The sequence below is a fragment of the Psychrobacter sp. TS_SC_6 genome (genome assembly GCF_056156305.1).
On sequence record NZ_CM149590.1, the window covers coordinates 1585169 to 1603888 of the forward strand.

Annotated in this window: 16 protein-coding genes; 3 read left to right on the top strand and 13 right to left on the bottom strand. The window is 42.6% G+C overall.

The window, feature by feature from the left end; all coding sequences use genetic code 11:
• Window positions 1-8: 8 nt before the first annotated feature.
• The 4 genes from AC0J5Y_RS06710 to yghU form a co-directional block, all read right to left on the bottom strand.
• Complete coding sequence (locus tag AC0J5Y_RS06710) at window positions 9-1253, bottom strand: DUF819 family protein (protein WP_475129972.1); 1245 nt, start codon at window positions 1251-1253, stop codon at window positions 9-11.
• A gap of 281 nt (window positions 1254-1534) precedes the next feature.
• On the bottom strand, window positions 1535-3199 hold the full coding sequence (csdA, locus tag AC0J5Y_RS06715; RefSeq protein ID WP_475129973.1) for a DEAD/DEAH box helicase CsdA: 1665 nt from the start codon (window positions 3197-3199) through the stop codon (window positions 1535-1537).
• 656 nt (window positions 3200-3855) lie between these two features.
• Complete coding sequence (locus tag AC0J5Y_RS06720) at window positions 3856-4935, bottom strand: DUF1176 domain-containing protein (RefSeq protein ID WP_475129974.1); 1080 nt, start codon at window positions 4933-4935, stop codon at window positions 3856-3858.
• 463 nt (window positions 4936-5398) lie between these two features.
• Window positions 5399-6241: a glutathione-dependent disulfide-bond oxidoreductase gene (yghU, locus tag AC0J5Y_RS06725; protein ID WP_475129975.1), complete on the bottom strand. Its 843-nt coding sequence runs from the start codon at window positions 6239-6241 to the stop codon at window positions 5399-5401.
• A 384-nt stretch (window positions 6242-6625) separates the two neighbouring features.
• Here yghU and AC0J5Y_RS06730 point away from each other — a divergent pair, with 384 nt between their 5' ends.
• A complete protein-coding gene (locus AC0J5Y_RS06730; RefSeq protein ID WP_475129976.1) occupies window positions 6626-8002 on the top strand; it encodes a DHA2 family efflux MFS transporter permease subunit in 1377 nt (458 codons plus the stop codon).
• A gap of 275 nt (window positions 8003-8277) precedes the next feature.
• On the opposite strand, the gene bfr (AC0J5Y_RS06735) is transcribed toward AC0J5Y_RS06730, so the two are convergent.
• From bfr (AC0J5Y_RS06735) to AC0J5Y_RS06745, 3 genes are all read right to left on the bottom strand, one after another.
• The gene (bfr, locus tag AC0J5Y_RS06735) at window positions 8278-8751 is read right to left on the bottom strand and encodes a bacterioferritin (protein ID WP_475129977.1); all 474 of its coding nucleotides are present in this window, start codon (window positions 8749-8751) and stop codon (window positions 8278-8280) included.
• A 62-nt stretch (window positions 8752-8813) separates the two neighbouring features.
• Window positions 8814-9302 (bottom strand): bacterioferritin, encoded by a 489-nt coding sequence (bfr, locus tag AC0J5Y_RS06740; protein WP_475129978.1) that lies wholly within the window; start codon window positions 9300-9302, stop codon window positions 8814-8816.
• Between the two features lie 422 nt (window positions 9303-9724).
• The gene (locus AC0J5Y_RS06745; protein WP_475129979.1) at window positions 9725-9916 is read right to left on the bottom strand and encodes a (2Fe-2S)-binding protein; all 192 of its coding nucleotides are present in this window, start codon (window positions 9914-9916) and stop codon (window positions 9725-9727) included.
• 288 nt (window positions 9917-10204) lie between these two features.
• On the opposite strand from AC0J5Y_RS06745, the gene AC0J5Y_RS06750 reads away from it, so the two are divergent.
• On the top strand, window positions 10205-10528 hold the full coding sequence (locus AC0J5Y_RS06750) for an ArsR/SmtB family transcription factor (RefSeq protein ID WP_475129980.1): 324 nt from the start codon (window positions 10205-10207) through the stop codon (window positions 10526-10528).
• A gap of 115 nt (window positions 10529-10643) precedes the next feature.
• Here AC0J5Y_RS06750 and AC0J5Y_RS06755 read toward each other — a convergent pair whose 3' ends face one another.
• The 5 genes from AC0J5Y_RS06755 to AC0J5Y_RS06775 form a co-directional block, all read right to left on the bottom strand.
• A complete protein-coding gene (locus tag AC0J5Y_RS06755) occupies window positions 10644-11366 on the bottom strand; it encodes a sulfate/molybdate ABC transporter ATP-binding protein (protein WP_475129981.1) in 723 nt (240 codons plus the stop codon).
• Between the two features lie 92 nt (window positions 11367-11458).
• Window positions 11459-12391, bottom strand: a complete 933-nt coding sequence (cysW, locus tag AC0J5Y_RS06760; RefSeq protein ID WP_475129982.1) for a sulfate ABC transporter permease subunit CysW — start codon at window positions 12389-12391, stop codon at window positions 11459-11461.
• Window positions 12391-13275, bottom strand: a complete 885-nt coding sequence (gene cysT / locus AC0J5Y_RS06765; protein ID WP_475129983.1) for a sulfate ABC transporter permease subunit CysT — start codon at window positions 13273-13275, stop codon at window positions 12391-12393. The genes cysW and cysT overlap by 1 nt, the downstream gene beginning before the upstream one ends.
• Before the next feature lie 253 nt (window positions 13276-13528).
• Window positions 13529-14626, bottom strand: a complete 1098-nt coding sequence (locus AC0J5Y_RS06770; protein WP_475129984.1) for a sulfate ABC transporter substrate-binding protein — start codon at window positions 14624-14626, stop codon at window positions 13529-13531.
• A gap of 287 nt (window positions 14627-14913) precedes the next feature.
• Entirely contained in the window at window positions 14914-16092 is a 1179-nt protein-coding gene (locus AC0J5Y_RS06775; protein ID WP_475129985.1) for a sulfate ABC transporter substrate-binding protein, read from the bottom strand.
• Between the two features lie 410 nt (window positions 16093-16502).
• On the opposite strand from AC0J5Y_RS06775, the gene AC0J5Y_RS06780 reads away from it, so the two are divergent.
• On the top strand, window positions 16503-17021 hold the full coding sequence (locus tag AC0J5Y_RS06780) for a hypothetical protein (protein ID WP_475129986.1): 519 nt from the start codon (window positions 16503-16505) through the stop codon (window positions 17019-17021).
• 96 nt (window positions 17022-17117) lie between these two features.
• Here AC0J5Y_RS06780 and sat read toward each other — a convergent pair whose 3' ends face one another.
• Complete coding sequence (gene sat / locus AC0J5Y_RS06785) at window positions 17118-18371, bottom strand: sulfate adenylyltransferase (protein WP_475129987.1); 1254 nt, start codon at window positions 18369-18371, stop codon at window positions 17118-17120.
• Between the last annotated feature and the right edge of the window lie 349 nt (window positions 18372-18720).

Here is an 18720-nt window from a genome sequence, read left to right on the forward strand (position 1 = left end):
AAACTCTATCACCCCACCACCAGCCGCATCATCTGCGTACTGATATAACCGCCAAAAGTACCCACGGCATAGCCTAAAATACCCAAAAACACCCCAACTGGCGCTAGTGACGGGTGAAATGCCGTTGCGACAATGGGTGCCGATGATGCGCCGCCAGTATTGGCATTGGAGCCGACCGCCAAAAAGAAAAACGGCGCACGGATGATTCTGGCAAAAATAAATATCAATATCACATGGATGCTCATCCAAAGCAAACCAATTAGTAGCAGACGCCATTGTGAGACGATGCCTGCTAGGTTAATTTGCATACCGATAGCGGCAATCAATATGAAGATAAAGACGGTACCAATTTTTGAAGCACCAACATGATCAAGTCTGCGTATTTTGGTAAAAGAGAATACCACGCCGATTAACGTAATGATCACTACCATCCAAAAAAACGAGCTGGCAAAGCTATATTGTACTGCCCAACTATAAGGCGCAAAGAACCCCGCAATCTGACCACCAACGAAATGTGCGATACCAACCATGGCAAAGCACAAACCAAACATCACCATCAAATCATTGAGCGTGGCAGGACGAGCATTGTCACGCTCATAATTCTCAACCGCCTTAATTACTTTATCAATACTACTGGTGTCTGCCCTCAACAGCCGATCTATCTTTTCACTGTGTTTTGCCATGACCAAAATAGCCAGTAACCATAGTGAAGCATTGGTGGTATCGACCAAAATCATCATCCCAAATAAATCATCACTGACGCCAAACAGCTCCTTCATCGCCGCTTGGTTTGCCGCACCGCCGATCCAACTACCCGCCACCGCCGAAAACCCACGCCAAAGGGTGTCATCGGTAAACATCTCAGGCGATACCCATTTAGCAACACTTAAACTTATTGGACCACTAATGATAATCGCGATACTAGCAGCGAAGAACATCGCAATGGCTTTCCAGCCTAGACCCAATATCTTCGGTACATCCATCGACAAGGTCATCAACAGTAAACTTGCTGGCAACAGATAAGTGGCGGTAAAGCCATAAATCTGTGAGCCAATACCGTCAGCGAAGACACCTAGACTATTTAGCGTCGCAGGGATAAAACAGCACAGCACAATACCCGGTAGCACCGCATAAAACCGTTGCCAAAACCTACCGGGCAATGCTTGAGTATAAAATACCAAACCAATAATCGCCATAATGATGCCAAACGCTAATGGCAAGCTTTCAATAGCTAAATAAGAAATATCTGGCATCAACTGGCTCCACAGCACACGATGAGTAAAATTTTGTCAGTATAGACAAGGCAAAAAATACGCGCAAGTGGCTATCAAGTACAAAGCTTAATTTTAAAAGATTTGAATAAGCCACAGTTTTTAAATAGCTGGATATAATTGGGTTATATCTCTACGTGGTGGTTAATATCAAACTATTGGCCACAAAAAAGCCAGATAACAAGTATCTGGCTTTTTTTGCAATATCTTTAGACGATTAAGGCATGATTATCAAAAGTCATTAATCGTTTAAAACAAGACTATTACGAGTTGTTACCACGGTTGCCGCCAGTTGGACGACCTTGACCACGGCTGTCTGAACGACTAGCTGGGCGACCTTGGCTGCCACTTGGACGACCACGACCCGTTGCAGCACGCTCGCCACGTGGAACGCCAGTGCTATCGCCGCGACTAGGGGCACCAGTACGTTTGCCTTGATACGGCTTGCCACCTGAGCGCTCATTTGGTTTGCCTGACGCGTCACGTGGCTTACCTTGATAACCGCTGTCATTGCTTGCGCGTTGACCAGTTGGAGCGCTGTCGCTTGAACGACCACGTGCATTAGCAGGATTACCTTGATAGCCACCACCCGCGCGACCACGACCTTGACCAGTACCGCCGCCGTTTGAACGACCACGACCACGACCGCGACCATTACCTTTGTTTTCGCTAGGTACATAAGTCTTCTTAGGCTCCATGCCTTCGATGATACATACTTCCATTTTGCGATCTAAATAACGGTTGATTGCGTTTAGCTGTGGACGGTCATCCATGCTACATAAGCTGATAGCGATACCAGTACGACCAGCACGACCACAACGACCGATACGATGGACGTAATCTTCAGTTTGGCGCGGTAAGTCATAGTTGATTACGTGCGAGATTGCTGGGATGTCTAGACCACGAGCGGCAACGTCAGTCGCTACTAGGATTTTAACTTTACCATTACGCAAGTCTTGAACGATACGGTTACGCTTGCTTTGTGGCAAATCACCATGTAGGAAGCTGGCTTTATGACCCGCTTCTTGTAGCTGTTTGGCCAGTTTTTCAGTACTGCGTTTGGTAGCAGCAAAGATAATGATCTGTTCCATATCTTGTTGGCAAACGACTTTATCAAGCAAACGGTTTTTATGATCAAAATCATCACAGTAGTACACTTTTTCTTCAATGTGTGCAGATTCTACTTTGATTGATACACGCTCAGGATTCTTAGTGAAGCTGGCAGCAATTTTACCTACTGGGCCATCCCAAGTTGCAGAACACATGATTGTTTGGCGATCCGTTGGTGCGGCACGTAGGATATCACTGATGTCATCAGCAAAACCCATGTCTAGCATACGGTCGGCTTCATCAAGTACCAAGATTTCTAGGCTTGATAAGTCAACGCGACCAGCATTGATATGGTCAAGTAAACGACCTGGAGTCGCAACGATAACTTGAACGCCTTTTTTCAAAGCAGTAATCTGACCGTTGTACGGTGCGCCGCCAACTAATGGTACGCAGAATAGACCACGCATATCTTTAGAGTAAGTACGTACACTATCATGTACTTGCTGAGCAAGTTCACGCGTTGGCGTTAGAATAAGTGCTTTGGTTAATTTATCAAAGCTAGTAGCGCGGCTTAAACGATCAAGTACTGGGATAACGAATGCTGCCGTTTTACCACTACCCGTTTGCGCTGACAATAATAAGTCACGACCTGCTAGAGCAAAAGGAATCGCTTGTTCTTGAATAGGTGTTGGATGGGTATAACCACTGCGATCAAGCGCGGTAAGAATCGGCTTGGCAATGTTTAGGTCAGTAAAAGTAACTTTGTTTTCGTCAGTAGCGTCTGTGGCAGCCGCTTCATTATTAGTGTTGGTGTTTGGGGTGTCAGTGCTTTCGATAATGCCGTTTTCAGCAGCGATTGCAGATAAGATGTCAGTCATGAGTATCCTTGGTAAGTATAAGCTGCTGTAAATTCAGCAAACTTGATGCATACCACTGATAACCGTTCACCACGCTACCCATATAATCTAATTATCAAAATTATGATAATTACGTGCCAAACCCATAAGGCTTGTCAAAATTATATAAAGGCGTTCGTGCTGTCTGACGTATTTTGGTGGTAGTGCCGAGTGTCTCATCTTTGTCTGCTAAAAACTCGATATCAATGCTTATTCCAAAGCAGATAAAGGTAAATAACAACCAATCTAGCCCCTACAAAGGGTCCGTAGATAAGATATGAGTCAAAAATAATAGGATTATTTAAGTACACAAAATCATCGGCAACAATTACTTTCGGTCATCCTAGACCCAAAATCGCAGGCGATGTTATCAATCTCATAATTCACATTAGACTATGCTAACGTGGCGACGCAGTATAACACAACAAAATCGTAATCAACAGCTGTTTTTTACGATTATTGTAGAAAACAGCTATAATACAAGAGTTGGCGAGCTATACATGATTAATAATATAGGTATTTTTGCATTAAATATTTTTATCGTGCTCACCGCATATATATAGGCTAAAGAATATCAAATAAATGATCATTACTGCTTTAAAAGCAAAGCAAGAAACGAGGTATTGTAGACATTGATATTAACGTGATAGTTTCACATCAGTGACGTATAGGGGCATCTGCCAAGCACCGCCCGCTTCAATCATACGGCACAGACCAGTGCTACTCTCATGACTTTTCTCAAAATCCTCACCAGTCCATAACCATTCGGTTTTAGAGATACAGTCCCCAAGACCCCGACCTTTTTGGACAGAAGTGATCTGACCTTTGTCGTAATCGGTAGCGTCGGTTGTGATCAGCTTTGGCTCGTATGGTTTGGTGTCATTGATTACCCACACACCCTTACCTACATTATAAGCACCTGTCCAGCAATTATGCTGTACCAACAGCTGCTTGCTGTTTAGACGATTGACGTTCCATGAAGATTTGTCATATAGGCTTGGGCAGTCCCTACTGATATCTTTTATGGTGCCTCTCATTAGATCTGATAACTGAGATGAGCGCATGACGAATTTTTTCTTATTACTAGAAGTGGCTTTTGGATTGGGCATTACCATTCGTATCGTGGGTATTGATTTAGGCGATAAAACACTATTGTTAGATTTTTTGGCGCCCTCTGTATGAACAAAAGCACTGGCTGTGCCCACTCGACCTTGTGCTTCATCCGCTTTTAGCATGACCGCACTTGCCCCTTTATCGGACAAGCGCCAGCGCGTATTACGGACGACCAGCTCTATCTTGCTCGATTTGGTCAGTGCCTCTAACAGCGCTGTGACTTGCGGTGAAGTAAGCTCAGCATAACCAGCAGCACCTGAAAAAGGCTTAGCTTCGCCATAATCTTTATCGTTAATAAATAAAGATATCCGGTGACGGTTACCCAACTGCATCAAGGCTTTGGCAGAGTTTTCTCTTGCACCGCCAAGCTTGACCCGAGCATCAACCGTGGCATTGGCACCTGCACGGCGTATCAACAATAAAGACACTGGCAATTCGATATCATTGTCTGCTTGATAACCCGCCAGTCTGCAAGTACGTGTATTGTCACAGACCACTTGCCAATCTTGGCTGGTAAAATCTATAGGCGTACCAGCATTAGCTGGAGCGTTGTATAACGCGGTACTGATAGCAGTAAGGATAGGTAATAAAATTCTTTTTGACATGGTTTTTGTTATCTTTTTTGTTTTTTTAGACGGCGCTTTGATATGAGAGTTATTTGAGTATTTAGGTTTGACAACATCGCTCTGGTTACTAGGACCATTTGTACTCGATAAGAGGGTTGGTCTGTTCCTAAGCATATTATTCTCCTTCATAATCATCATTCATCAATAGAAAAGGTTTAAGCGCCTACTCTTTTTGGGCAGAGACTGCTATCTTAACGCATCCATGTTTCTATCTGTTGTACTAATGTACCATTATGTAATTAACAAAGTATAGCTCAAATGCTGGTATCTATATGTATATTTATAATGATGAATATTCAAAACAGAAAAAAGGTTAATAAGACAAGTGCTTATTAACCTTTTTGTTTGTTAACATACGGAAGTGTTTTATTTTTTACTTTTTATATCAAACATTTACGGATAAATAAATGAATCATTTAGATGAATGATCGTGACAATTGGTCTAAGCAATAGGCTCAAGAACTAAGTCCACCGCGCGTTTAACGGCTGGACGTTCAGCAATTTTTTTCGCCCAGCGCTGTAGATGTTGATACTCATCCACTTGTAAGAATTCTGCCGCCTCATAGAGCTTTCCAAGTGCCAATTGACCATACCATGCCCAAATAATCATATCAGCAATACTATAATCAGACTCCTCGTCTCCGCCCATATATGTATGGTCTTTTAGATGGCGGTCAAGAACGTCAAGCTGGCGTTTGACCTCCATGGCATAGCGATTGATAGGATACTCCATTGGCTCTGGGGCATAGGCGTAAAAATGCCCAAAACCGCCCCCTAAGAAAGGCGCACTACCCATCTGCCACATTAGCCAAGACAGGCATTCTACCCGTGCTCTACCTTGCTGCATCGGAATGAATTTGCCAAATTTCTCCGCTAAGTACATTAAGATAGCGCCAGACTCAAAGATAGCAAGCGGCTCGCCAGCCTCGCTAGGACTATGGTCGACCAAAGCCGGTATCTTTGAGTTTGGGTTAATAGCGACGAAGCCTGAGCCAAACTGATCGCCTTTAGAGATATCTATCAGATAAGCATCATATTCTGCACCTTTGATACCAAGCTCAGCAAACTCTTCTAGTAAAATATTTACCTTAACGCCATTTGGGGTATTCAATGAATACAGCTGTAATGGCGCATCACCAACGGGCAGATTTTGTTGATGGCGCGTGCCAGCCGTTGGGCTATTAATACTCGAAAATTTGCCCCCGTTTTCTTTATCTTGTGTCCAAACTTTGGGCGGTGTATAGCTCTTTATCTGACTGTTCGTAGAATTGTTATCCTGACTCATAATGTGACCCATTTTTTGTTGTATCGATTATTATATTTTAGAAATGATGGTTTCTACCATATACCTTCCACTATAACGGGGATTGATCTTGCTACTAAAGTCATGTCTTGTAATTTATATGGTAGAGATGTTTAAGTGAAATAGTATTTAGTATATAAGATGATGACAGACATTTTAAAAGTTTATTAAACCATTTTTTTAACTAGACCATATCTTGTAAATAGCAACTATTTCGATCGATCCTTTTGAATGGTTACTATGCTGCTCTTTAACTAATCGGCAGTTATTTTTATACTACGCATAATATAATGGCTTTGTTGAAAATTTACTGTCGATTAAGATGTGTTTCAACGAGTCACGGTTTTAAGATATGGTGAAAGCAAAATGGTAGCCCTGACTCCAACGCAAGATAAATACCTACCTTATGTACTGGCGGTAGCGTTATTTATGCAAATTTTAGACGCTACTATTCTAAACACGTCCCTACCACAGATGGCAGAAGCATTGGGTGAATCGCCACTACAAATGCAATGGGCGGTTATCAGCTACGCGCTTACTTTGGCTATTTTTATTCCTATCAGCGGATTTTTAGCTGATAAATATGGCACACGCCGCGTGTTCTTGTCCGCCATTATCATCTTCTGTATCGGCTCGCTATTATGTGCCGCTTCTCCGGCACTAGACTTCTTAATAGGCTCACGTATTGTACAAGCTATCGGCGGCGCGATGATGACGCCGGTTGCACGCTTAATTTTAGTCAAGTCTTATCCGCGCAATAAACTCTTAACGGTGATGAACTTTGCGGTAATACCTGCTTTGGTTGCGCCATTGGTTGGACCAGTATTGGGTGGTTATATCGTACAGTACACCAGCTGGCATTGGATATTTTTAATCAACATACCTATGGGTGTTTTTGGTTTTATGATAGGCAAAAAACTGGTGCCAGCATTGTTTGAGGACACCAAGCGTCTAGATTGGAGAGGGTTTTTGTTGTTTGCCGCTGCCGCTTGTGGTTTTACCTTGGCGGTAGAGTTTGGCGCACAAGTCGGGCGTGGGTTTTATGGGCTGATATTTGGACTGCTAGCAAGTCTGTTGCTTGGTGCTTATATTTGGCACGCAAAACGTCGTACAGCTCCGCTATTTCCATTGAGTTTGTTTGATATCCGTACCTTTCGCATTGGTATCACAGGTAATTTATTTACCCGATTTGGCATTAGCGCTGTGCCCTTTTTGCTGCCATTGCTTTTGCAGGTGGTGTTCGAGTACTCTCCCTCGCAAGCTGGCTGGCTACTTGCCCCTATCGCCGTAGGGGCTATCGGCATCAAGCCTTGGGTTAGTAAGATTATCCAGCGTTATAGCTATCGCACGGTATTAGTCTATAATACGACTTTTATGGGTATCTTGATTATTATCTTGGCGCAATTTAATGATGCAGCGCAGTGGATGTGGTTTATCCCTATCTTGACCGTAATGGGCGCCTGTAACTCTATGCAGTTCAGCGCAATGAACACTATTACCATTGGCGACCTGCATGGCACTCAAACCAGTAGCGGCAATAGTCTGATGGCTGTCAACCAACAACTCGCCATCAGCTTTGGTATTGCCTTTGGGGCGGCGCTGCTCACTCTGCTACGTGAGCGCCTACAAATGGATACATTGACCGCTTTTCAAACCACCTATTGGATATTGGGTGTCTTTACCATTCTCTCAGGATTGCATTTTTTACGCTTAAAACCTGAAGATGGTCGTGGTTTATATTAAAAGTGAGTATTGAAAGGTTGTATAGTCAGTGAAAAGTAATATCGACACATTATGTACTGCGGGTATCAATTTTTCTTGCTTGCCGTGCCGTTGCTGCCAGAGGCTGCAAAAAATTTATACCCGCAGCACCGTAGCGTTTTTAGAGTATTTTGACGATATTTGAAATATAAAAAATAATATTTGATAAAAAATAGACCAAAAAAAAGCCAGCCTATGCTTGGGTTATGAGCAAAACATAGGCTGGCTTATTGTGATTTAATGAGAATTACTGATATCTAATCGTCTTTCATCTGCAATTGGATATAGTTTTGAATACCGACATCTTTCATCAAGTCTTCTTGCGTCTCAAGCCAGTCTTGATACTCTTCATTACCGTCTTTTAGAGTAACCAATAGCTGACGTGATACATAATCTTGCTGCGTTTCACACAAAGTAATCGCATCGGTGATGATGCTAAACTTCTGCTTTTCTAAGCGCAAATTGCAGTCAATCATTTCAGGCACATCTTCAGCGATAAACATCTTGCCATAATCTTGCAAATTGGGTAAACCACCTAGCAATAAAATCCGTGCAATCAAATCATCAGACCACTTCATTTCTGCGATAGACTGTTTATAGAAATTTTCGTTTAATGATTCTAAGCCCCAATGGCGAGCAATACGTGCATGCAAAAAATACTGGTTGATGGCTATCAACGACTGACCCAGCACTTTATTCAGCGCGCGGATAATGTCTTTATCCCCATTCATATTTTCTCTCCCTATCTATTGGATACTTGATTTAACTATATAGCGATTATTATCCGTTACTATCAAACAAGATTTGAAGATACTTCAGCCATCTGACTTTGCAAATAATTTGGCAGACCAATCATATCAATCAAGCGTAGCTGCTGCTCAAGCCAATGGGCATGATCCTCTTCCGTGTCTTTGAGCTGCACGACCAACATCTCGCGTGTGACATAGTCATGCGCTTCTTCACACATTGCGATACCGTCTTTAAGATGTTTTTGTACCTGATATTCTAGATCTAAGTCAAGCTGTAGCATCTCAGGTACGGTCGTGCCGATATGAATCGCGTCGACGCTCATTTTAGGCGTGCCGCCTAGCATCAGAATACGACGAATAATCGCCTGTGCATGTAGTGTCTCATCTTCCATCTCATGGCTGATACGGTTGTACAATTTACCGTAATGCCATTCTGCATACATCTCAGAGTGAATAAAATACTGATCACGAGCTGCAAGCTCACCACCTAACAAAAAGTTTAAATAATCAATCACTTTAGGGTTGCCTATCATCGCCTACACTCCTGTATGTATCATTGTTTGTTATATACATTCATAATTTTGCATGTACATAAAGCGGCATTCGTAAACCAATCAGCAAAGATTAAAATCAACGAAGACCCTCACATATTAAGAAGGATATAGTAGCATAAAGAGAGCTTAACACTTGTAACGATATGAACTGAGAATCATAACCAACCACTATTTTTATTAGCGTATCAGCAACAGGTGCGATAGCAAATTCTCAATAGAAGTAGCTATATCCAGTTTTAATGTGGAGTATCAGTGAAGTTATATGGACGATTGCAACCCACTCTTTAGGTATAATGTTAAAATATTACATGCGTAATATTGAATATAATCCTATTATATCAAGGCTTATACACGATTAGGATGCACAAGCAAAAGCATAAAGCCTTATAAATATTTAGCGCTTAAACAGCATAAGCCAATACTTCGAGCTTAGCATGATGATCTTCGAGATAATCATTTATCATAGGCTCACAGCAGCCGCAGCAGGTGGCGACATCTAACGTGTCTTTTAAGCCATCTAACGTATCGATACCAGAAGCGATAGCAGCTTTTATTTGCTTTTCTTTGACATCATTACAGATACAGACGTACATAAATGGGTTCCTACTGTGATTGACTAACGTATTATTCGCTATAATAACGATAATTATTAGCATTTACAATAGTATTTGGTGACTTTTTCAGTCAGGCTAATGACAGATTTATGGTTATGGTAATCTTAATCAATCCATGTAACTGAATATAATAATCCATGTAAACCGACGGTATCAAAGGTAGCAAAATGGCGACGAACTGTAAATTTGCTCATTTTTTAATCGATTTTAAGGATAACTGCTGTTATATTGTCCTCCTATTAACTAAATATACATTGGAATTGCCCCATGTCTAATAATAATTCTATGATACAACCGCTTGAGTTGTTTAAAGTATTATCTGACCCTACGCGCTTGAAGATTTTCCAAATCCTATATAATAAAGAATCACGCTGCGTCGGTGAGTTAGTAGAGATACTTGATCAACCACAGCCAACGATATCTCGTCATCTCAACCACTTAAAAAAAATGGGTATCCTAAATTGTGTTCGTGATGGAACCTGGATGTGGTACGAGGTTGCAAATGACTTGCCAGAATGGTGTCAAGACATCTTGGACACTACCTATAAGCAGGTATCAATCAAAGAAAGAGCCATGCTAAAAATGGCCTAATGCTACTAGGTGGTGAAAATTCTACTTAAGTAACTTTGGCTTATATTAGCCGCATAAAAAAGACCTCATAATGAGGTCTTTTTTATGCGCTATTTCTAGTACTCTTGATTGAACTTTAAACCAAGTCTAAGAAATCACTGACAAAGGCATTGGCTGGATGATGAATCAGCGCCTCTGAGGTACCTACTTGCTCGACACGACCATGATTCATCACCACGATTTCATCAGATACCGCCCTTGCCTCTTCTTGGTCATGGGTAACCATGATGCTGGTAATACCAAGCTCATGGTGAATGTCTTTTAGCCAAGTTCGCAGCTCTTTACGTACTTTGGCATCCAGTGCCCCAAATGGCTCATCTAATAGCAGTAGTTTTGGCTTAACCGCCAGTGCACGAGCCAGCGCAATACGCTGCCGCTGACCGCCTGATAGTTGGTGCGGGTAAGCGTTTGCCACTTGTGGCAGCTGTACCAAATCTAATAGCTCAGCCACGCGCTTATCGATATCCGCTTTACTTAGGCGCTCATTTTTTGGTAGCAAGGTCAGACCAAAGGCTACATTGTCAGCCACGTTTTTATGTCGAAACAAGGCATAGTGCTGAAACATAAAACCGATATGGCGCTTTTGTACCGGTGTATCGGTGACGTCCAGCTCATCAAACAATATCTGTCCAGAGTCCGAGTATTCAAGACCGGCGATGATACGCAGTAAAGTAGTCTTACCGCAGCCGGAAGGACCTAATAATGTCGTCAGTTTACCGGTAGGTACCGTGATGTTGATATCATCTAAGGCGGTGAAGTTGCCGAATTTTTTATTAACGTTGCGAATCTCGATGCTCATAATGGTGTCTCTTATTATTTCTTTTATCGTAGCGTAGCAGATTGTTTAATAGTATGGCGAATAGCAAAAGTGGCGTCTATGGACATGAACCGCTATGCTTTGCCCGCCGACTTTTTGACAGTAGCATTAGCACTGACTGGTAGTTCAGGCGCACTCATCAAACGTTCAGACTTGGCGAATTTGCGATCTTGTAGTTTGGTCATAATTTGCTGAATAAGCAGTGTCACTAAAGCAAGTGCGGCAAGTAAGCTCGATAAGGCAAATGCAGCGGTAAAGTTATAGTCATTATAAGCAATCTCAACCAGTAGCGGCATGGTATTGGTTTCACCGCGAATATGACCTGAGACCACACTCACTGCCCCAAACTCACCCATCGCTCGTGCATTGGTCAAAATCAAACCATATAGCAGCGCCCATTTAATATTGGGTAAGGTCACATGCCAAAACGTCTGCCAACCCGTCGCGCCTAACGTTAATGCTGCTTGCTCCTCACTGTCACCCTGAGTTTGCATCAGTGGTATCAATTCACGCGCCACAAAGGGAAAGGTGACAAACAAAGTCGCTAAAATAATACCCGGTACAGCATAGATTACCTGAAATCCCATGCTCTCAAGCCAGCCGCCAATGCTAGAGTTTAACCCGAACAGCAAAACGAACATCAAACCTGCGACCACTGGCGACACCGAAAATGGCAGATCAAGCAAAGTGGTCACCAGCTGCTTACCTTTAAACTGGTAACGGGTCACCAGCCACGCAATGGCAATACCCATCACCATATTAATCGGCAACACAATCGCGGCGGTAATCAAAGTTAGCTTAATCGCCTGCAAGGCTTCAGGATCGACAAGAGAGGCAATATACAACTGCCAACCACCCTTAAAGGCTTCGTAGAACACGGCTAACAGTGGCACCACCAACATAATGACCATGAATAAAACCGCAATGACAATAAAAGTGCTGCGTACCCATGGCGTGTCTTTGGTCGCCGGATTGCTTTGGTAATCGTAGCTATTAGAGATTTGCATTAGCGAGCTCCTACACGGCGCGACAGCTGCCACTGTACGATATTAATGGTTAATAAAATCACAAAAGAGATAAGCAGCATAAACAAGGCAACGGCTGAGGCGCCTTGAACATCAAACTGCTCAAGCTTACTGATAATGATTAATGGCAAAATCTCAGACTGCATCGGAATGTTACCGGCGATAAAAATAACTGAGCCGTACTCGCCAGTGGCACGGGCAAACATCATGCCAGCACCCATCAATAACGCAGGCAATAGCTCCGGTAAAATGACCTTGCGAAATGTCGTCAAGCGATTGGCACCCAATACCGCGGATGCTTCTTCGAACTCAACCGATAACTCTGCAAGTACAGGTTGTACAGCCCGAACAATAAAGGGGAAACTGACGACCACCAAAGCAAGCCAGATACCAATTGGTGTAAACGCTACTTGAATATCAAACTTGGCAAACCACTGCCCGATAAGACCATTGGGCGCATACAAAGTCGCAAGAGAGATACCAGTAACCGCTGTCGGTAGTGCAAAGGGTAAATCCACCAAGGCATTTATTAAGGATTTGCCCCAAAATTCATAGCGTACGAGCACCCATGCGACCAATGTGCCAAACACCATATTGGTTAGCATCGCCAAAAACGACATCCATAAACTGAGTTTGATCGCTGCCGTGACTTGTGGTTGGCTAATAGTCTCCCAAAATCCCGTCCAGCCCATTTGGGTTGTGGTATAGGCCATCATGGCAAACGGCAGTACTACTAACAGCGACAAGCTAAAGACAGTAATGCCCATACTTAATCCAAACCCTGGTAGCACATTGCGCTGACGCAAGCGTGTTAACCAACCTTTTTTAGGTATCGGTTTGATGGTAGAAGGTGTTGTTGCACTCATAATAGCGTCCTATTGCCTAGCTGATGGTACTTATCGTAAGCACTCTATCGTAACGATATAAAGAAAAAGGTATGATGACTATGCTCATGGTATAAAGGACATAGCGTTGACGGCCATGTCCTTTATGAGATTGACATAATTTCATGATGTCATGCGTTACTGATTAATAGTCAGATAATGCAGTCGCTGTACTCAAATAAATTCTTGAATAAGTAACGGCTTTTATCTTCGGTTACTGACAACATTAATGGTGTTACTGAGGCGCATTAACCGCTAACTTATCAAACAAACCACCATCGCTGAAATGCGTGCTCATGATCTCATCCCATGTACCAAATGCATCATTCGGACGGAAAGTTTCGATAGGTGGTAATTTATCACTGTTTTTATCAAGCACGCTCTTCACGCTTGGGCGCAGATATAAGTCAGCTGCCAATTGCTGAGCAGCATCGCTCCATAAGAAATCAAGATAGGCTTTTGCAGCATCTGTGGTGCCTTTTTTATCAGTCACTGTTTTCACAACCGCAACTGGGCTTTCAGATTTGATTGAGTATTTTGGATAAACGATATCGACTTGACCGACACCAAAGTCTTTTGCGGCAAGGTTGGCTTCATTTTCAAAGGTCACCAAGACATCACCGATACCACGTTGTACAAATGTCGTCGTCGCCGCGCGCCCGCCACCCTCATAGACTTTGACGTTTTTTAGCATGTCTTTGACATAGTTTTCTGCTTGGGCTTCATCTTTATTAAACGCATGTAAGCCATAACCATAAGCACCTAAGAAGGCATAGCGACCGTTACCCGTCACTTTTGGGTTTGCCATGACAATCTCAACACCCTCTTTGGTCAAATCTGCCCAATCATTGATGCCTTTTGGATTGTCTTTACGTACCAAGAAGACGATGGTGCTGGTAAAAGGTACAGCATTGTCTGGGAATTTGCTTTCCCAATCTGACTCAACCAAGCCTTTTTTCTCAAGCAGCTCAATATCAGAGCCTTGGTTCATGGTTGCAACATCGGCTTGTAGACCATTAGCAACCGACAGGGCTTGTTTACTCGAACCGCCATGCGACTGCTTGATAAGAATATTGCTGTTTGGGTGTTCGCTTTTGTAATGATCAACAAATAATGGATTGTAGTCTTTATAAAAATCACGGGCGACATCGTAGGAGACGTTCAATATTTCGATATCCTGCCCTTCTGTCGCGGCAGGCGTGCCCTCTGCATTGGCAGCTGGGTCAGTTTTTTCGTTGTTGCTACAGCCTGCAACACCTAAAGTGAGCGCCACACCGGCGATACTTAGGGCGCTAAGCGCCTTATTTTTATAACCTGCGGTATACGATGTCATGGCTGCCTCAAAAAATGTCTGATAAGTAATGTAAGTATGCTAACAGCGTGATCTTATTATGTTTAATGATGAATATGTGTATGTTATTGCCAAAACGGAATAAAGAAATTAGAAATACAATAATATCAATAACTTAAAATTATCAGTAATGCATAATCTGAATATTTTTAATAATCATTGGCTATCCGCTAATAATTTAGCCATCTAATTCAGCCTTTCATCTAAGCATGAATGTCTGAATTAAATGGCTTATAACCGAACAACTTGATGAACTTTTTTGGTTGTCTTTACTGCACGACGGCCAGCTTATCAAAACGCCCGCCATCAACAAAAAACGTCTCCATAATCTGCGTCCAAGGACCAAAGACATTCACCGGCTCAAACGTCTCAATATCAAGTAAAGTGTCTTTATGGGCAGCCAGCACTTGCTCATTACTAGGGCGCATATACATCTGTGCCATCAGCTCCTGTGCTGGCGTGTCCCATAAACCTTTAAGATAGGTATTTGCCGCTTCTGTTTTGCCTGCTTTGTCAGTTACCGCAGTCACTACCGCGACAGGATTGGCGATCAACACTGAATAACTTGGATAGACGATATCGACTTGTCCTTTGGCAAATTGCTTGGCGACCAGATGCGCTTCGTTTTCAGTCGTGATGAGTACATCCCCTAAACCGCGCTGGGTAAAGCTGGTCGTTGCTGCACGTGCGCCATTGTCATAAGTGACGACGTTTGCTAGTAGCTTCTTGATAAAAGCATCGGTGTTGATAGAAGCGTCACTCTTTTCTTTAAAATGATGGAGACCATAACCATAGGCACCCAAAAATGCATAACGCGCGGTACCACTGGTTTTTGGGTTCGGTATCACGACATCAATGTCACTACGTACCAAATCTTGCCAATCTTTAATGCCCTTTGGATTGCCGCTGCGTACCAACAGCACTATGGTACTGGTATAAGGGACCGCGCCGTTTGGTAGCGCTTGCTGCCAATCAGTGGCAACCAAGCCTTTTTCGACCAGCAGATTCATATCGCTTTCTTGGTTAAAGGTCACTACATCCGCTTGTAAACCATTGGCAACCGACAGTGCTTGTTTGCTTGAGCCACCATGTGATTGATTGATATTTACTTTGCTATTGGGATGCTCTTTTTGATAGCCTTTAGCAAATAAGGTATTGTAGTCTTTATAAAAATCGCGTGAGACATCATAGGAGACGTTTAATAGCTCTATATCTTGCGCAGCATCAGCTGACTTTTTCGTGTCCGCTTGGCTCTCACTTTGAGTGGTTTCAGTGGGACTACAGGCTGTCATCAATACCGCCATACTCAGTACGCTGCCCATCATCAAGGTGCGTGATGATTTATTTTGGATGACTTTAATGGTTTGGTTGTCAGTCGCTGAAATATAACGCAAAAGGTTGCTCTTAACGGTATTGGTCGTTTGCATAGTCGCTCTCGATAATGTCATGCTACCACTTGTGGACCCTATTATTTTATTGATTCTATAAATAAGGATAACAAAGGCAGTGATGGTAAAAATTTTGGGAGATACATTGGTTTTTTTATTGATGAGAGATATGCTAGCAGCATAGATAACAAACGCTTAGTGACGAATACGCTTATCGAGTGGTGAACTTGGCATAAGCACGATTATTAGTAGCACTATTGCGAGTTATTCTGTAGTAGATATTTTCAACAGCTGTTTTTGCGATATAGAGATAAGCCGTCACTTTTGCGTAAGTTGCCGTATTGCTTGATCAGTAGACGAATATTTTTGTAAGCTGTATTCTCGCTGGCATTGTAAGCGCTGCAAAAAACTGTTTAATTCAATCAAAAACATCCATTTTTATCACTTACTCACTTACCCAAGGCAACTTAATGATTACTTCTTTCTCTTGTTACTCGCGTTTTTTTGCTGCTCTATCTTTAACGAGTGCAGCGCTGCTTACTTTGAGTGGCTGTAATAACACGATAAAAGCCAATGTGGATAATCACAGCGTCACACAACCTGCAGCGACACTCTCACCTGCTGTACAAGTCATCGTTGGTGACTATGCTTCTGAGGGTTATGCTAAGCGTACGCAAGGCGATGACTGGGTAGGCGTGATAATCAAAGCGGATGGTGATAATCAGATTGACATTAAGGTACGTGCGCGTAGCGATATCAAACAACCGACCTGCCATTTCGATGGCAAGGCAACATTGATGGGTCAAGATGATGCACACGGCATTATTTTTCAGAGCAAGGTCAATGAAAGTACGACTTTTTTTCAATTTAAAGATGATAAATTGACTATTGATAGCCAAGATAAATACGCGCTTAATTACTTTTGCTCTGGCGGTGGCACATTGGTTGGTGACTATCAAAAGTTGGCCAGTGATTTAGAGCTCAGCTGACCACGAGATGTTCAAAACATTCAAATAATAAAAAAGGGTCAGACTTATTCTCTGACCCTTTTTTTATTGTTAATAGTTCACATTTAATATAAATTTTTATACAGCAGAAGCGCCCGTTAGTTTGACTTCAGCGCGTTCCTCGCGAGCGATACCAGCATAATAAGCACGCAGTATCTCTAACACCTCTGGTCGGCTAAAGTTCTCTGGCACGTCTTCATCTTCTGACAGCGCTTTGCGCAGCTTTGTCCCTGATACTTTGACATGTTCAGATGCGTCATGTGGGCAGGTTTTATCAGAGGCCATAGCGTTACAAGCATTACACCAGAACGTCCAGCCAATCTTTAATGGTTGGGTGATCAAATCATCTTTACCGACGTGATCAAAGATGGTTTGCGCATCAAATGCGCCATAATAATCGCCAACACCGGCATGGTCACGACCAACGATCAGATGGCTACAGCCGTAGTTTTGGCGGAATACGGCATGTAATAATGCTTCACGCGGACCAGCATAACGCATATCTAATGGATAACCAGCTTGAATAACGGTGTCAGCTCTAAAGTAATTGTCAATCAAAGTTTTAATGGCTTCTTGACGCACATCTGCTGGGATATCGCCCGGCTTTAACGCACCCAATAATGAATGTATCAGTACGCCATCACAAATCTCGATCGCAATCTTGGCCAAATATTCGTGCGAGCGGTGCATAGGATTGCGGGTTTGGAAAGCCGCGACCGTTTGCCAGCCTTTATTATCCAAAATTGCGCGGGTTTCAGCTGGTGTTTTATAAATCTCAGGATATAAGGTTGGAAACTCACCTTCGCTTAGGACTTCAACGCTACCTGCAATGTTGACTTCACCTTGCTCTAGTACTTGTTGGACACCAGGATGCTCAGGATCTGTGGTGGTAAATACTTGTTGGCACTCATGCTCTTTATCAATGGTATAGGTTTCTTCCACCGTTAGAATACCCATAATCTCGCCATCTTGTGCCACCAAAGCAACTTTATCACCTTGATTTAGGCTGTCTGCTGTCGCTTTCGGTGCGGATAAAGTAATAGGAATCGGCCAAAACAAGCCTGCATTGTCGCCACTTTGCAAGCGCATATTATCAACCACGCCCTGCCAATTGGCTTGATTCATAAAACCATTTAACGGCGTAAAACCGCCAATACCAAACATAATTAAATCACCGCGCTCACGTGAGCTGAGCGTAATAGTTGGTAAAGTGCTGGCAAGTTGTAGTGCTTGGTTGCGAGCCTCACCATTCAATAGTAACGGCTTAAGCTCAGCATTACCGTGCGGAGGAACAAGCTTTGAGGGTGTTTGATTATGGATAATAGATGTCATAGTAATTTTACAGCCTTAAGATGAGAGAAAGATGAGTAACGGTAGATAAAGGTAGTAGAGAAGCAATTGGGCGAATAAAGGGATAATAGCAGTACGTTAAGTTAAAGCTATTTATTAAATGATTAAAAACTGCTCATTAACATCAGGTATTGAATTCGATGAGCATAGGCTACCTAATTTTCGTTATGAAAATTTATGCTGTGTTTGGATATAGATATGTCTTAAAGGAATTTATGTTTATAGAGCCAAGCTTATATCATGGTAAGCTGAATTATTCATAATGCGATTGGCAATAAAACCTATTACACACGCAAATCAATATCAATGCTGCCTTTAAGCTAAAAAACAA

What these genes read in the sequence shown, in the direction of transcription:
- AC0J5Y_RS06755 (WP_475129981.1), bottom strand. Translation starts at nt 11,366, where the DNA reads ATGAGCATCGAGATTCGCAACGTTAATAAAAAATTCGGCAACTTCACC.
- sat (WP_475129987.1), bottom strand. Translation starts at nt 18,371, where the DNA reads ATGACATCTATTATCCATAATCAAACACCCTCAAAGCTTGTTCCTCCG.
- cysW (WP_475129982.1), bottom strand. Translation starts at nt 12,391, where the DNA reads ATGCAAATCTCTAATAGCTACGATTACCAAAGCAATCCGGCGACCAAA.
- AC0J5Y_RS06720 (WP_475129974.1), bottom strand. Translation starts at nt 4,935, where the DNA reads ATGTCAAAAAGAATTTTATTACCTATCCTTACTGCTATCAGTACCGCG.
- AC0J5Y_RS06770 (WP_475129984.1), bottom strand. Translation starts at nt 14,626, where the DNA reads ATGACATCGTATACCGCAGGTTATAAAAATAAGGCGCTTAGCGCCCTA.
- AC0J5Y_RS06730 (WP_475129976.1), top strand. Translation starts at nt 6,626, where the DNA reads ATGGTAGCCCTGACTCCAACGCAAGATAAATACCTACCTTATGTACTG.
- csdA (WP_475129973.1), bottom strand. Translation starts at nt 3,199, where the DNA reads ATGACTGACATCTTATCTGCAATCGCTGCTGAAAACGGCATTATCGAA.
- AC0J5Y_RS06710 (WP_475129972.1), bottom strand. Translation starts at nt 1,253, where the DNA reads ATGCCAGATATTTCTTATTTAGCTATTGAAAGCTTGCCATTAGCGTTT.
- cysT (WP_475129983.1), bottom strand. Translation starts at nt 13,275, where the DNA reads ATGAGTGCAACAACACCTTCTACCATCAAACCGATACCTAAAAAAGGT.
- bfr (WP_475129977.1), bottom strand. Translation starts at nt 8,751, where the DNA reads ATGAATGGGGATAAAGACATTATCCGCGCGCTGAATAAAGTGCTGGGT.
- yghU (WP_475129975.1), bottom strand. Translation starts at nt 6,241, where the DNA reads ATGAGTCAGGATAACAATTCTACGAACAGTCAGATAAAGAGCTATACA.
- bfr (WP_475129978.1), bottom strand. Translation starts at nt 9,302, where the DNA reads ATGATAGGCAACCCTAAAGTGATTGATTATTTAAACTTTTTGTTAGGT.
- AC0J5Y_RS06745 (WP_475129979.1), bottom strand. Translation starts at nt 9,916, where the DNA reads ATGTACGTCTGTATCTGTAATGATGTCAAAGAAAAGCAAATAAAAGCT.
- AC0J5Y_RS06750 (WP_475129980.1), top strand. Translation starts at nt 10,205, where the DNA reads ATGTCTAATAATAATTCTATGATACAACCGCTTGAGTTGTTTAAAGTA.
- AC0J5Y_RS06775 (WP_475129985.1), bottom strand. Translation starts at nt 16,092, where the DNA reads ATGACATTATCGAGAGCGACTATGCAAACGACCAATACCGTTAAGAGC.
- AC0J5Y_RS06780 (WP_475129986.1), top strand. Translation starts at nt 16,503, where the DNA reads ATGATTACTTCTTTCTCTTGTTACTCGCGTTTTTTTGCTGCTCTATCT.